This window comes from Lutibacter agarilyticus, assembly GCF_900188235.1.
GTDB lineage: Bacteria > Bacteroidota > Bacteroidia > Flavobacteriales > Flavobacteriaceae > Lutibacter > Lutibacter agarilyticus.
In genome coordinates this window covers 85,963-100,899 of record NZ_FZNT01000008.1, presented here as the reverse complement: position 1 = coordinate 100,899, position 14,937 = coordinate 85,963, and the positions used below count along the sequence as shown (strand labels likewise).

General features: G+C 32.8%; 14 protein-coding genes. All 14 read left to right on the top strand.

Annotated elements, in window-relative coordinates:
• Positions 1 to 4 precede the first annotated feature (4 nt).
• The 14 genes from ilvB (at position 5) to CHB67_RS13270 (ending at position 14,856) form a co-directional block, all read left to right on the top strand.
• Positions 5 to 1,738, top strand: coding sequence for a biosynthetic-type acetolactate synthase large subunit (gene ilvB, locus CHB67_RS13335; RefSeq protein WP_089382284.1), 1,734 nt, complete (start codon positions 5 to 7; stop codon positions 1,736 to 1,738).
• 1 nt (position 1,739) lies between these two features.
• Positions 1,740 to 2,261 carry an acetolactate synthase small subunit gene (ilvN, locus tag CHB67_RS13330; protein ID WP_089382283.1) on the top strand — a complete coding sequence of 174 codons (522 nt, stop codon included), beginning with the start codon at positions 1,740 to 1,742 and terminating at the stop codon, positions 2,259 to 2,261.
• A 19-nt stretch (positions 2,262 to 2,280) separates the two neighbouring features.
• Positions 2,281 to 3,753, top strand: a complete 1,473-nt coding sequence (ilvC, locus tag CHB67_RS13325) for a ketol-acid reductoisomerase (protein ID WP_089382282.1) — start codon at positions 2,281 to 2,283, stop codon at positions 3,751 to 3,753.
• A gap of 20 nt (positions 3,754 to 3,773) precedes the next feature.
• A complete protein-coding gene (gene ilvA / locus CHB67_RS13320) occupies positions 3,774 to 5,039 on the top strand; it encodes a threonine ammonia-lyase IlvA (protein WP_217900274.1) in 1,266 nt (421 codons plus the stop codon).
• A 261-nt stretch (positions 5,040 to 5,300) separates the two neighbouring features.
• Positions 5,301 to 5,915: a GNAT family N-acetyltransferase gene (locus CHB67_RS13315; RefSeq protein WP_089382281.1), complete on the top strand. Its 615-nt coding sequence runs from the start codon at positions 5,301 to 5,303 to the stop codon at positions 5,913 to 5,915.
• A 4-nt stretch (positions 5,916 to 5,919) separates the two neighbouring features.
• Complete coding sequence (gene argG, locus CHB67_RS13310) at positions 5,920 to 7,101, top strand: argininosuccinate synthase (RefSeq protein ID WP_089382280.1); 1,182 nt, start codon at positions 5,920 to 5,922, stop codon at positions 7,099 to 7,101.
• A 2-nt stretch (positions 7,102 to 7,103) separates the two neighbouring features.
• Positions 7,104 to 8,081 (top strand): N-acetyl-gamma-glutamyl-phosphate reductase, encoded by a 978-nt coding sequence (gene argC / locus CHB67_RS13305; RefSeq protein WP_089382279.1) that lies wholly within the window; start codon positions 7,104 to 7,106, stop codon positions 8,079 to 8,081.
• Positions 8,082 to 8,113: 32 nt separating this feature from the next.
• Positions 8,114 to 8,908, top strand: coding sequence for a pyrroline-5-carboxylate reductase (gene proC, locus CHB67_RS13300; protein ID WP_089382278.1), 795 nt, complete (start codon positions 8,114 to 8,116; stop codon positions 8,906 to 8,908).
• A gap of 10 nt (positions 8,909 to 8,918) precedes the next feature.
• Positions 8,919 to 10,046 (top strand): aspartate aminotransferase family protein, encoded by a 1,128-nt coding sequence (locus tag CHB67_RS13295; RefSeq protein ID WP_089382277.1) that lies wholly within the window; start codon positions 8,919 to 8,921, stop codon positions 10,044 to 10,046.
• Positions 10,046 to 11,242 (top strand): glutamate-5-semialdehyde dehydrogenase, encoded by a 1,197-nt coding sequence (locus CHB67_RS13290; protein WP_089382276.1) that lies wholly within the window; start codon positions 10,046 to 10,048, stop codon positions 11,240 to 11,242. The genes CHB67_RS13295 and CHB67_RS13290 overlap by 1 nt, the downstream gene beginning before the upstream one ends.
• Positions 11,226 to 12,005 carry a glutamate 5-kinase gene (proB, locus tag CHB67_RS13285; protein WP_089382275.1) on the top strand — a complete coding sequence of 260 codons (780 nt, stop codon included), beginning with the start codon at positions 11,226 to 11,228 and terminating at the stop codon, positions 12,003 to 12,005. The genes CHB67_RS13290 and proB overlap by 17 nt, the downstream gene beginning before the upstream one ends.
• Positions 12,006 to 12,010: 5 nt before the next feature.
• Positions 12,011 to 12,958, top strand: coding sequence for an N-acetylornithine carbamoyltransferase (locus CHB67_RS13280; protein ID WP_089382274.1), 948 nt, complete (start codon positions 12,011 to 12,013; stop codon positions 12,956 to 12,958).
• Positions 12,959 to 13,009: 51 nt separating this feature from the next.
• Positions 13,010 to 13,792, top strand: coding sequence for an acetylglutamate kinase (argB, locus tag CHB67_RS13275; RefSeq protein WP_089382273.1), 783 nt, complete (start codon positions 13,010 to 13,012; stop codon positions 13,790 to 13,792).
• Between the two features lie 5 nt (positions 13,793 to 13,797).
• The gene (locus CHB67_RS13270; RefSeq protein WP_089382272.1) at positions 13,798 to 14,856 is read left to right on the top strand and encodes a M20 family metallo-hydrolase; all 1,059 of its coding nucleotides are present in this window, start codon (positions 13,798 to 13,800) and stop codon (positions 14,854 to 14,856) included.
• Positions 14,857 to 14,937 lie beyond the last annotated feature (81 nt).

The following is a 14,937-nucleotide window of genomic DNA, read 5'->3' as shown; positions in this document are numbered from 1 at the left end:
TATTATGAAAACATTAAATAAAGAAGCTAAACATCAAGAAACTGCACAGGAGGTAAAAATATCAGGTGCAGAGGCTGTAATTAAGTGTCTGTTAGAGGAGGGAGCAGATTTAGCCTATGGTTATCCAGGTGGTGCTATTATGCCTGTTTATGATGAAATATATAAATACCAAGAAAAATTTCACCACGTATTAACACGTCATGAACAAGGCGCTATACATGCAGCGCAAGGTTTTGCCCGTGTAACTGGTAAGCCAGGTATTGTATTTGCTACTTCAGGTCCGGGTGCAACAAATTTAGTAACGGGTATTGCTGATGCTCAAATAGATTCTACACCTTTAGTATGTATTACAGGTCAAGTAGCATCTCATTTATTAGGTTCTGATGCTTTTCAGGAGACTGATATTATAGGTATTTCAACACCAGTTACAAAATGGAATTACCAAGTTACCGATGCCTCTGAAATTCCAGAAGTTATTGCAAAAGCATTTTATATTGCAAAATCAGGTCGTCCAGGTCCTGTTTTAATTGATATTACAAAAGATGCACAGTTTGGAGAATTAGATTTTTCATACCAAAAATGTAAAAAAATAAGAAGTTATAAGGCAGTTCCAGATTTAGAAATCGAAAAATTGAAAGATGCGGCTACCTTAATAAATAAAGCTAAAAAACCATTAATTGTTTGGGGTCAAGGTGTTATTCTTGGTGAAGCAGAACAAGAGTTTAAAGATTTTATTGAAAAAACCAACATTCCTTCGGCTTGTACAGGTTTAGGTCTTTCAGCTTTAGAAACATCACATCCGTTACATGTTGGAATGGTTGGTATGCACGGAAATTATGCGCCAAATGTTTTAACCAATTCTTGTGATTTGTTAATAGCTATTGGTATGCGTTTTGACGATCGTGTAACAGGTAATTTAGCTACGTATGCAAAGCAAGCAAAAGTAATTCATTTTGAAATAGACGCTGCTGAAGTTGATAAAAATGTAAAAACTGAGGTTGCTGTTGTGGCAGATGTTAAAGAATCTTTAACTAAAATTATGCCTCTTGTAAATAAAGGTGATCATAATGAATGGATGCAAGAATTTCAAAAATTATATGATATTGAACATGAAAATGTAATCTACGATCAGTTAAATCCTACAAAAGAAGGATTAACAATGGGTGAGGTTTTAGGCGGAATTAACAAAGAAACAAATGGCGATGCTGTAATTGTTTCAGATGTTGGTCAGCACCAAATGTTTGCTTGGCGTTATGCCAACTTTAATAAAACTAGAAGTAATGTAACTTCTGGTGGTTTAGGTACCATGGGCTTTGGTTTACCAGCAGCAATTGGAGCAAAAATGGGAGTGCCAGATCGTGAAGTTGTTGCAATTATTGGTGATGGAGGTTATCAAATGACATGTAATGAGTTAGGAACCATTCTTCAAACCAAAGCAGCAGTTAAGGTTGTAGTGTTAAATAATAATTATTTAGGGATGGTGCGCCAATGGCAAGAATTATTTTTTGATAAACGTTATGCTTCAACAGAGATGATTAGCCCTGATTTTGTTAAATTAGCAGGCGCTTATGATATTGAAGCTCAAAGAGTTTCAAAACGTGAAGATTTAGATGCAGCAATTCAAACAATGATTGCTTCAAAAGAAGCTTATTTCTTAGAAGTAGTTATTGAGCAAGAAGATAATGTGTTTCCAATGATACCAACAGGTGCAAGTGTTTCAGATGTAAGATTAAGTTAAGATGGAAGAAATAAAAAATTATACAATTTCAGTTTACACTGAAAATAACGTAGGGATATTAAATAGACTTTCAGCAATATTTTTAAAACGTCATATTAATATTGAAAGTATGACCGTTTCAAAATCAGAAATTGATAACGTACATAGGTTTACATTTGTGGTAAATATTAGCGGAAATCAGGCGCACAAAGTTGTTGGGCAGTTAGAAAAGCAAATCGAAGTAATTCGTGCGTTTTTTCATACTGAAGATGAGATTATTTATAATGAAACAGCATTATTCAAAATTTCTACAGAACACTTATATAATGAAGAAATTCAGGAAAGAATGAAATTTAGAAGGGCTCATATAATTGCAATAACAGAACGTTATTTTGTAATTGAGGCTTCGGGATTAAAAGAAGATATAGACAATATGTACGATAAATTAATGCCTTACGGTTTATTACAATTTGTACGTTCAGGTCGTATCGCAATTACAAAGCCAAAAATGGCAATATCAGAATTATTAGCAGAATTTAATTAAATAGAATAAAGATAGAGAAATGGCAAATTATTTTAACACACTTTCATTAAGAGACAAATTAGATCAATTAGGAAGATGTAGATTTATGGATTCTTCAGAGTTTGGAGAAGGTGTAGAAGCTTTAAAAGGGAAAAAAATTGTAATTGTTGGTTGTGGAGCTCAAGGGTTAAACCAAGGATTAAACATGAGAGACTCAGGTTTAGATGTTTCTTATACACTAAGACCAGCTGCTATTGCAGAAAAAAGACAATCTTTTTTAAACGCAACTGAAAACAATTTTGCAGTAGGAACGTATGAAGAAATGATTCCTACAGCAGATTTATTAATTAACTTAACTCCAGATAAACAACACACAGCGGTTGTTTCTGCTGTAATGCCTTTAATGAAAAAAGGAGCAACATTATCTTATTCTCACGGTTTTAATATTGTAGAAGAAGGTATGCAAATTCGTAAAGATATTACCGTAATTATGGTGGCGCCAAAATCACCTGGTTCTGAAGTTCGTGAAGAATATAAAAGAGGATTTGGAGTACCAACTTTAATTGCAGTACACCCTGAAAATGATCCTGAAGGAAAAGGATGGGATTATGCAAAAGCGTATGCGGTAGCAACTGGTGGGCACACAGCAGGTGTATTAGAATCTTCATTTGTTGCTGAAGTAAAATCAGATTTAATGGGGGAGCAAACAATTCTTTGTGGGTTGTTACAAACAGGTTCAATTTTATGTTTCGATAAAATGGTAGCTGAAGGTGTTGATGCTGGTTATGCCTCAAAATTAATTCAGTATGGTTGGGAAACAATCACTGAAGCTTTAAAGTACGGTGGAATTACAAATATGATGGATCGTTTATCAAATCCAGCAAAAATTGCTGCATTTAACGCTTCAGAAGAATTAAAAGATATTATGCGTCCATTATTCCAAAAACATATGGATGATATTATGGAAGGTGAGTTTTCTAAAACAATGATGGAAGACTGGGCTAACGATGATGTGAATTTATTAACTTGGAGAGCTGCAACAGGAGAAACTAATTTCGAAAAAACACCAGCCGGAGATATTGAAATTTCAGAACAAGAATATTTTGATAACGGTGTGTTAATGGTTGCAATGGTAAAAGCAGGTGTAGAATTAGCTTTTGAAGCGATGACAGAATCTGGAATTATTGATGAGTCAGCTTATTACGAATCTTTACACGAAACTCCATTAATTGCAAATACAATTGCACGTAGAAAATTATACGAAATGAACAGTGTAATTTCTGATACTGCGGAGTACGGATGTTATTTATTTGACCATGCTTGTAAGCCTTTAATTGAAGATTACGTTAAAAATGCACCAAGTAATTATGTTGGTAAAGCTTTTAACGATGGTTCAAATGGAGTTGATAATAAAGAATTAATTGAAGTAAATGATGCAATTAGAAATCACCCAGTTGAAGAAATTGGAGAATTCTTAAGAGCTTCAATGACAGCAATGACAAAAATTGTTTAATAAGTTTAAAGCAATATTAAATTTTGAGTGAAACTATTAAAAATAGCCTTTCATTAGAGAAAATTTATAAAGCTCAACAGAGCATTAAAGGAGTTGTGCAAGCAACTCCTTTAGTTTTTATGAAAAATTTCTCAGAAGAGTATCAGGCAAATATCTACTTTAAAAGAGAAGATGTCCAAGTAGTTCGTTCGTATAAAATAAGAGGAGCCTATAATAAAATACAGGGTTTAAGTCAAAAAGAACTTAAAAACGGAATTGTGTGCGCTAGTGCTGGAAATCATGCACAAGGTGTTGCTTTTGCTTGTAAAAAGTTAGAAGCAAATTGTACCATATTTATGCCTATAACTACGCCTCATCAAAAAATTGATCAGGTTAAAATGTTTGGAGGTGAATTTGTTGAGGTAAAACTTTTTGGAGATAGCTTTGACGATAGTCAGGCTGCTGCATCAATATTTTGTAAGGAACATAAAAGTACTTTTGTACATCCGTTTGATGATTTAGATGTAATTGCTGGTCAAGGAACAATAGGTTTAGAAATATTAAATGATATCAATTCTAAAATTGATTATTTATTAATGCCTGTTGGAGGTGGAGGTTTGGCTTCAGGAGTAGGAAGCGTATTTAAATCTTTAAGTCCAGAAACCAAATTAATTGGAGTTGAACCAAAAGGAGCGCCATCTTTAACAACTTCATTAAAAAAAGGTGAAAATACTACTTTAGATGAAATTGAAAAGTTTGTAGATGGAGCTGCTGTTAAACGAATGGGTGAATTAACCTTTGAGTTTTGTAAACAATTTTTAGATGAAACCGATACCATTTGCGAAGGCTTAATTTGTTCAACAATTTTAAAAGTGTATAATGAGAATGCCTTGGTGGTTGAGCCCGCAGGAGCACTTTCTATTGCAGCTTTAGAACAACACAAAGAGAAAATTAAAGGGAAGACGGTTGTTTGTATTGTAAGTGGAGGTAATAATGATATTACCCGAATGGAAGAAATGAAAGAGCGAGCTTTGTTATTTAGAGGTTTAAAGCACTATTTTATTATAAAATTTCCGCAAAGAGCAGGTGCGCTAAAAGAATTTGTAGTAGATGTTTTAGGGCAAAATGATGATATCACGTATTTTGAATATACGAAGAAAAATAATAGGGCTGAAGGGCCTGCTGTAGTTGGAATTCAATTAGCAGATAAAGATGATTTTGAGCCATTAATTGCTAGAATGAAACAAAAAGGATTTTTAGGTGAGTATTTAAATGATAATCCCGAGTTGTTCCAGTTTTTAATTTAGGTGATTTATAATAAAAATTGATGCATATTGTTAATAAAGGACTGTTTAATATGAAATGTTGTTAAATAATAAACAAATGAGTGGTTGTATAGAATATTTAGCGTAATATTGTGGTAATGAAAAATTACAATTTAAATACTACAATTGTACGCCGCTTCGCACGCCGCCCCTTACGGGCGTAATTTTCTATTGAAAACGGTGAGTCCGTTTTCGTTTCTCAAAAAAAACATCAATAAATCAATTTAAAACAAAAAGTAATCAATGAAAGTTGTTATTGCTAATATATCGCATATTAAATATGCTGAATTAATTTGTGAGACTATTAAAGAGTCTGCCAAAGTTAGAGGTACTGGTATTGCCGAAAGAACACCAGAATACATCACAAAAAAAATTAGTACAGGTGATGCTGTAATTGCTGTTGAAAACGGAAAATTTGCTGGGTTTTGTTATATAGAAACTTGGGATAATAAATCTTTTGTGGTAAATTCAGGGTTGATAGTACATCCCGATTTTAGAAATCAGGGTTTAGCAAAAAAAATTAAAAAGAAAATTTTAGACTATTCTCAGGAAAAATATCCTGAAGCTAAAATATTCGGAATAACTACTGGGTTGGCGGTATTAAAAATTAATTATGAATTAGGATACCAACCAGTAACTTTTTCAGAATTAACTACAGATGAAGCTTTTTGGAATGGGTGTAGAACTTGTAAAAATTACGATGTTTTAATGAGAACCGATAAAAAAATGTGTTTATGTACAGGAATGTTATTCGATCCTAAGCAGAAAAAAAATGCAAAGGAACATAAATACAATTCAAAAACATTAAGCAGATTAAAAAGAATAAAACAAGCATTATTTCTAAAGAAGAAAAAATAATATCATGGAAAAAGTTGTTGTAGCATATAGCGGAGGTTTAGACACATCATATTGTGTAAAGTACTTGCAAAACGAATTAAATTTAGAAGTTCACAGTGTATTGGTAAATACTGGTGGGTTTTCAGCCGAAGAATTAAAAGTGGTTGAAGCGAAAGCTTATGATATGGGAGTAAAATCGCATACAAACCAGAATATTTTAGATATTTATTACGAAAAAGCCATTAAATTTATGGTGTATGGTAATGTGTTAAAAAACAACACATACCCTTTGTCAGTTAGTGCTGAACGTGTTTTTCAAGCTATTGAAGTTGTTGAATATGCTAAAAAAATAAATGCAAAATATATAGCTCACGGAAGTACTGGTGCAGGAAATGATCAAGTGCGTTTTGATATGATTTTTCAAACATTGGCTCCTGAGATTGAAATTATTACTCCAATTAGAGATTTAAAATTATCTAGACAAGAAGAAATAGAATATTTAAAAAAACACGGGGTAGATTATCCTTGGTCAAAAGCTAAATATTCCATCAATAAAGGAATTTGGGGAACAAGTGTTGGAGGTGTTGAAACCTTAACTTCGCACCAAGCATTGCCAGAAGAAGCCTACCCAAGTCAATTAAAAAGAACCGAGCCAACCAATATTAAATTGCATTTTGAAAAAGGGCAAATAGTTGGTCTAAACGGAGAGTTTGATACACCAGTAAACACCATTTTAAAGTTAGAAGAAATTGCTTCTAAGTACGCTATTGGTAGAGATATTCACGTTGGAGATACTATTGTAGGAATTAAAGGTAGAGTTGGTTTTGAAGCCGCAGCTGCAACCGTAATTATTAAAGCGCATCATTTATTAGAAAAGCATGTGCTTTCTAAATGGCAACAAAATTTAAAAGAAGGTTTAGGAAGTACCTACGGAATGTTACTACACGACGGGCAGTACTTTGAGCCTGCAATGCGCGATATTGAAGCCTTCTTAACCAATTCTCAAAAAACGGTAACCGGAGAAGTTTATGTAACTTTAAAACCGTATCACTTTAGTTTAAATGGAATTGAATCTAAACACGATTTAATGAAATCTAAATTTGGAGAATATGGAGAAACTAATAAAGCTTGGACATCTGAAGATGCTAAAGGATTTATTAAAATTTTAGGAACAGCAAATAAAATTTATCACAGCGTAAACTCATAAGTATGATTAAAGTAGGAATAGTTGGAGGAGCAGGTTATACAGCAGGTGAACTAATTAGATTGTTAGTTAATCACCCAAGCGCAGCATTAGATTTTGTATACAGTACATCAAATGCAGGAAACTATATTTATCAAGTACACCAAGATTTATTAGGAGCCTTAGATTTAAAATTTACGAGTGAAATTAATCCAGAAGTTGATGTGTTATTTTTATGTTTGGGACACGGAAATTCTACCGCGTTTTTAGAAAATAATTCGTTTTCAGAAAATACAAAAATTATTGATTTAAGTAACGATTTTAGATTGAATGCCGATATGGTTTTTCAAGGTAAAGAATTTGTGTACGGATTAACCGAAGCTAAAAAAGAAGAAATTAAACAAGCCAAACACATTGCAAACCCAGGTTGTTTTGCAACCGCAATTCAATTGGCATTATTGCCATTGGCAAACGCAGGCTTATTAAATAGTTCTATTCATATAAATGCTACTACAGGAGCTACAGGAGCAGGTGTTTCACCAGGAGCAACAACTCATTTTGCATGGAGAGATAATAACTTTTCTGTTTATAAGGCTTTTACACATCAACATTTAGGTGAAATAGGTGAAAGTCTAGTGGCGCTTCAAAATAATTTTAATCAAGAATTATTTTTTATACCAAACAGAGGTAATTTTAGTAGAGGAATATTTGTTTCCATCTATTTAAAATTTGATGAAAGCATAGAAAAAGCTTATGAATTATTTGAAGATTATTACAAAGATGCCTTGTTTACACACGTATCAAAATCACCTATAAATTTAAAACAAGTTGTAAATACAAATAATTGTTTTTTACACTTACAAAAGCACGAAGAAATGTTGTTAATTACTTCGGAAATAGATAATTTATTAAAAGGAGCATCTGGTCAAGCCATAGAAAATATGAACTTAATGTTTGGTTTGGATCAAATGGAAGGTTTAAAATTAAAAGCAACATCGTTTTAAAAAAACTAATCACAATACAACACCAAATTATAATGAAAATAGCAATTTTAGGAACAGGAAATTTAGGGTATTCAATAGCAATGGGGATATTAACCCAAGACGATTTTAAGGTTAAAAATTTATACTTGACCAAACGTAATATTGATTCTTTAAAAAAATGGGATAAGCTGCCAAATATTAAAATCTCAACAGATAATAAAAAGGCAGTACGTTTTTCTGATGTAATAATTATTGCGGTTCAACCAAAACAATTACAAAGTGTTCTAGAGGAAATAAAGCCTCAGTTAAATGCAAAAAGGCATACTATAATTTCTGTAGTTACTGGTAGAAAGATAGAAGAAATTGAAAGCATTGTAGGTCATGGTATCTCAATTGTTAGAAGTATGCCAAATACAGCTGCTTCGGTTGGACAATCTATGACATGTTTAAGTGGAAATGAAAAAGGAATGGAAAATGTAGAAACTGCAAAATCTATTTTTAATTCTGTTGGGCAAACTATGTGTATTGATGAAAAATTAATGCAAGCTGCAACTGTAATTTGTGCTAGTGGAATTGCTTTTTGGATGCGTTTAATACGTGCAACTACACAAGGAGCTGTTCAATTAGGTTTTGATGCTGAAGAAGCACAAGAGTTATCTATGCAAACAGCTTTAGGAGCTGCAAGTTTATTAATTAAATCTGGAAGTCATCCAGAGCAGGAAATTGATAAAGTTACAACGCCAAGTGGTTGTACTATTGAAGGGTTGAATGAAATGGAGCACCAAGGTTTAAGCTCATCCTTAATTAGAGGTTTGGTAACTTCATTTGAAAAAATTAATCAGATTTAAAAAAATAACTATGGAATTATTTGATGTATATCCGTTGTACAATGTAACGCCAGTAAAAGCAGAAGGCGCTTATGTTTGGGATGAAAAAGGTACAAAATATTTAGATTTGTATGGAGGTCATGGCGTAATTTCTGTGGGGCATACACATCCTAAATATGTAAAATCAATTTCCAATCAATTAAATAAAATTGGGTTTTATTCCAATTCAATTCAAAATCCATTACAAAAAGAATTAGCGGAGAAATTAGGTCGAATTTCAGGTTGTGAAAACTACAATTTGTTTTTATGTAATTCTGGTGCCGAAGCAAATGAGAACGCTTTAAAATTAGCATCTTTTAAAACTGGTAAAAGTAGAGTTATTGCTTTTAGTAATGCTTTTCACGGGCGAACTTCAGCAGCAGTAGCAGCTACAGATAATAAAAATATAAATGCGCCAATAAACCTACAGCAAGAGGTTGTTTTTCTACCTTTAAACGATATTGAATTAGTGATTCACGAAATAGGAAAAGGTGATGTTGCAGCGATTATTATTGAAGGAATTCAAGGTGTTGGTGGTTTAGATGAAGGAACTACAGCATTTTTTCAAGAAGTAGAAAAAATATGTAATAAGCATAACGTATTTCTTATTTTAGATGAAATTCAAAGTGGTTACGGAAGAAGCGGACAGTTTTTTGCATTTCAACACCACAATATTCAACCAGATATTATTACAACTGCCAAAGGAATGGCAAACGGTTTTCCTATTGGAGGCGTTTTAATTTTAAATAAACACGAAGCCAAATACGGTATGTTAGGTACTACTTTTGGCGGAAATCATTTAGCGTGTGCAGCGGCAATTTCAGTTTTAGATATTATTGAAGAAGAGCAGTTGTTGGCAAATGTAAATAGTGTTTATGCTTACTTTTTAGAAGAAATAGCAACAATTCCAGAAATTAAAAAAGTAAAAGGAAAAGGTTTAATGCTGGGCGTTGAATTTGATTTTGAAGTGGGTGAACTAAGAAAGAAATTAATTTTCGACAAACAAATTTTTACGGGTGGATCAAACAATAAAAATTTATTGAGAATATTACCTCCATTATCAATTTCAAAAGAACAAATAGCTAGTTTTATAACTGCACTTAAAGAAGTTTTAGCCTAATGAATACCATGTTAACACACCAACAACGAAATGCTGTTTTAAATACAATGGCAACTTTAATTGCTCAAGAAAGGGCTAGTATTTTAGCCATTAATAAAATCGATGTTGAAAATTATAGCGGTGAAGATATCGCCATGTACGACCGACTAAAAGTTGATGATAGTAAAGTTGACGGAATGATTTTATCATTACAACAACTAATTGAAGATTCAGACCCTTTAGGGAAAGAATTGTACAACTTTACGCACGAAAACGGCATGAAAATTATAAATAAAACGGCACCTTTTGGCACCGTTTTAATTATTTATGAATCTCGCCCTGATGTAACTGTTGAAGCTGCAGGAATTGCATTTAAATCTGGAAATAAAATTTTACTAAAAGGGGGGAAAGAGTCGTTAAATTCAAACCTGAAAATTGTGGAATTATGGCATAAAGCACTTGCAAGTCATAACATAACAACAGATTGGGTAGCATATTTAAATTACAACCGAACAGAAACACAAGAATTTTTAGAAAATCCTACTCAAAAGTTAGATTTAATTGTGCCACGTGGAGGTGAAAAACTAATCGCTTTTACAAAACAACATGCCAAATGCCCGGTAATTGTAAGTGGTAGAGGTAATAATTTTATATATGTTGAAAGTGAGGCAGATACCGATGTAGCTTTAAAACTAATTATGAACGGTAAAACAGCTAAAATTTCGGCATGTAATGCGGTTGATAAAGTGTTAATTGCGGAAGATCTTCCAAATAAAGAAGCATTTATTCAAAATTTAATTCAACAATTAAAAGAATTTAAAGTTGAAATTTTAGGTGATGATGAATTGTCGAAATTTGAGAATGTTGCAGCTTTTGAAGATGATGCTATTTGGTTTGAAGAGTTCTTAGATTACAAAATTGTGTTAGGAAGTGTTGCTACGATACAAGAAGCAATAACCAAAATAAATACTTATGGAGGTGGACATTCAGCAGTAATCATCACAAAAAATAACGCTACTGCGCAGCAATTTATGGAGTCGGTAGATTCGGCGGCGGTGTATCAAAATGCATCTACTCGTTTTACAGATGGTGGACAGTTTGGTTTGGGTGGTGAGTTGGCAATTAGTACAGATAAATTACATCATAGAGGACCAATGGGATTACACCATTTGGTAACTAATAAATGGTACGTTTTTGGAGATGGGCAAATCAGATAAAAAAAGAATCTTATTAAAAATTGGTTCTAATGTTTTAACAAAAGAAACCAACCAAATTTCTAGAGGGAAATTAGAGGATATTGCGCGTCAAATAGCATCGTTAAAAGAGGTGTATGAGTTTATAATTGTAAGTTCAGGCGCCATTGCTGTAGCAAAACAGTTTGTTGAACTAGAAAGTAACGGCAAGCTTATAAATGTAAAACAGGCACTAGCTTCTATTGGTCAACCGCACTTAATGCGTATTTTCCATGAAAATTTTTGGGAATTAGGTTTGTTTACATCTCAATGTTTGTTATCGTATTCCGACTTTAAAAAAGAGAAATCTAGAACCAATATAAAAAATACCATTAATGTGTTGGTAGAGAATAATTACATTCCTATTATCAATGAAAATGACACGGTTGCAACTGATGAAATTAAATTTGGCGATAATGATAAATTATCGGCATTAGCAGCAGCATTGTTAAATGTTGATTTGTTAATAATTGCAACCAATACTGATGGGATTTACACCAAAAAATCTATGGATGGTGATCACAAAGAAACCATCAAGCAAACAGCAGATATAGCATCTTTAAAAGAGCAAATTCAACAAGCCTCTGTTTCATTGCATGGAACTGGAGGTATGGCAACAAAAATTGCTGCTGCTGAAATAGCGCAAGAGGCTAAAATTGAAACTTGGATTGTAAACGGCTTAAAAGAAAATTTTATAATTGACGCCATTAATAATACTACAGAGTTTACAAAAATAATTACAAAATAAAAAACATGAAACATTACTTGAACATTAACAACTTAGATAATTTGCAAAACACCGTTCAAGAAGCAATAACGCTTAAAAAAAACGAATTGCAATTTGAACACTTAGGAAAAGGAAAAACAATTTGTTTGTTATTTTTTAACAATAGTTTACGTACCCGCTTAAGCACCCAAAAAGCAGCTCAAAATTTAGGTTTAAATGTAATTGTAATGAACTTTGGAAGCGAAGGTTGGCAGTTAGAGTATGAAGATGGAGTTGTAATGAATCAAGACAAAGCAGAACATGTAAAAGAGGCGGCAGAAGTAATTGCACAGTATTGCGATTTTGTTGCTATTAGAGCGTTTGCTTCGTTAACAGATAAAGAAAAAGACAAAGCCGAGATTGTTTTAAATAATTTTAAAAAGTATGCCGGAATCCCAGTAATTAATATGGAAAGTGCCACAGGGCATCCTTTACAAGCGTTAGCTGATGCTATTACTATAGAAGAATACAAGGTTGCTCACAAGCCAAAAGTGGTTTTAAGTTGGGCGCCGCATCCAAGAGCTTTACCGCATGCGGTTGCTAATTCGTTTGTTGAAATGATGCAATTACAAGATGCTGATTTTGTAATTACGCACCCTGAAGGTTACGAGTTAGATACAGAAATTACAAAAAATGCAAAAATTGAATACAATCAAAAAAAGGCTTTTGAAAATGCAGATTTTGTGTATGTAAAAAACTGGAGTTCTTTTAAAGACTACGGGAAAGTGGTTTGTACCGATGAAAATTGGATGATTAATGAAGAAAAAATGAACGTTACAAATAATGGTAAATTTATGCATTGTTTGCCTGTTCGTAGAAATGTTGTGGTTGCTGATGAGGTAATAGATTCTGAAAATTCAATCGTAATTCAGCAAGCAAATAACAGAACGTATTCAGCACAGATTGTGTTGAAAAAAATATTGGAGAATAATTAAAATAAGAAACGTCATTCTGAACTTGATTCAGAATCTCATCATAAAGAGTAAATGAGCAAACAAATAGTACAAATAGTTAAAATTGGAGGAAATGTAATTAATAATGAAGAAGCTTTAAATTCGTTTTTAAAAGATTTTTCAGAAATTTCAGAACCAAAAATTTTAGTACACGGAGGCGGTAGAAAAGCAACTGAAGTGTCTTCAGCAATGGGTTTAGAGCCAAAAATGATCAATGGTCGTCGTGTAACCGATGAAGCTACTGTTGAGGTGGTAACAATGGTGTATGCCGGTTTGTTAAATAAAAAAATAACAGCTAAACTGCAAAGTTTTGGCTGTAACGCAATGGGATTGTCGGGTGCTGATGCCAATTGTATTTTAGCGCATAAACGTATTGTAAAAGATATTGATTACGGTTTTGCAGGTGATGTTGATGCTATTAATTCAGAAATTATTGATGTGTTACTTCAAAATAAAGTTACACCTGTTTTTTGTGCCATTACACATGATAAAAACGGACAGTTATTAAATACAAATGCTGATACTATTGCTTCGGAAGTTGCTATAGGAATGAGTAAATTGTACACTACAGAATTAAATTTTGTATTTGAATTGAAAGGTGTTTTAGAAAGTATTGATGATAAAGATTCAGTAATTACAGCAATCAATTCAGAAAAATATGAGCAATTAGTTGCAGCAGGAATAATTGCTGACGGAATGCTTCCTAAAATGCACAATTGTTTTAATGCGCTTCAAAAAGGAGTAAGTAAAGTGAAAATTGGAGACGCTTCTTTAGTGAAAAATTCAACAAAATTATACACAACATTAAGTTTGTAAAAAAAATGATAGAACAGTTGACAAAAGAAGCAATTGAGTTGCTTCAAAAATTAATTTCAAAGCAATCTTTTTCTGGAGAAGAAAACGAAACGGCTTTATTAATTATGCAATGGTTTTCAGATCACAACATAAAATTTGAAAGTAAAGTTCATAATGTTTGGGCAAAAAACAAACACTTTGATCCTTCAAAAAAAACCATTTTATTAAACTCTCATCATGATACTGTAAAGCCAAATAAAGGTTATACACGTGATCCTTTACTTCCTGAGATAATAGATGGTAAATTGTATGGTTTAGGTAGTAATGATGCAGGTGGTTGTTTGGTTTCATTATTGGCAACATTTACGTATTTATATGAAAGAGAAGACTTAAAATATAACTTTGTAATGGTGGCTTCTGCCGAAGAAGAAAATACAGGTCCAAATAGTTTGGTAAGTATTGTACCAATTCTTCCTCAAATAGATTTCGCCATAGTTGGTGAGCCAACCTTAATGAATTTAGCCATTTCAGAAAAAGGGTTAATGGTGTTAAATTGTGAAGCAAAAGGAACTTCGGGGCACGCTGCACACGGAAATGCTGACAATGCAATTTACAATGCGATTGAAGATATCAACTGGTTTAAAACCTATGAATTTCCGAAGGAATCAGAAACTTTAGGGAAAGTACGAATGACGGTGACTCAAATTGGAGCAGGAAGCCAACACAATGTAATTCCTTCAAGTTGTAAATTTGTGGTTGATGTTCGGGTGACAGATGCATATACAAATCAAGAGGTGTTTGATATTGTAGCAGCACATGTAAAATCAGAAGTTTGTCCAAGATCACAACGCTTAAACTCATCTTCAATACCAAAAGATCACGAAGTTGTACAGGCGGGAATTAAATTAGGACGCGAAACGTATGGGTCACCAACAATTTCAGATCAGGCAATATTAACCTGTCCGTCCTTAAAATTAGGTCCGGGTGAAAGCTTAAGGTCACATACGGCAGATGAGTTTATTTATATTCGTGAAATTGAAGAAGGAATAGATTTATATATTAAAATATTAGAACAAATAGTATAATGGTGACTGAGCGGAGTAGAAGTGACAGCAGTAAAATGTTACGTGATTTCCACTCCGCTCAATCATCAAACTAAATAAAAT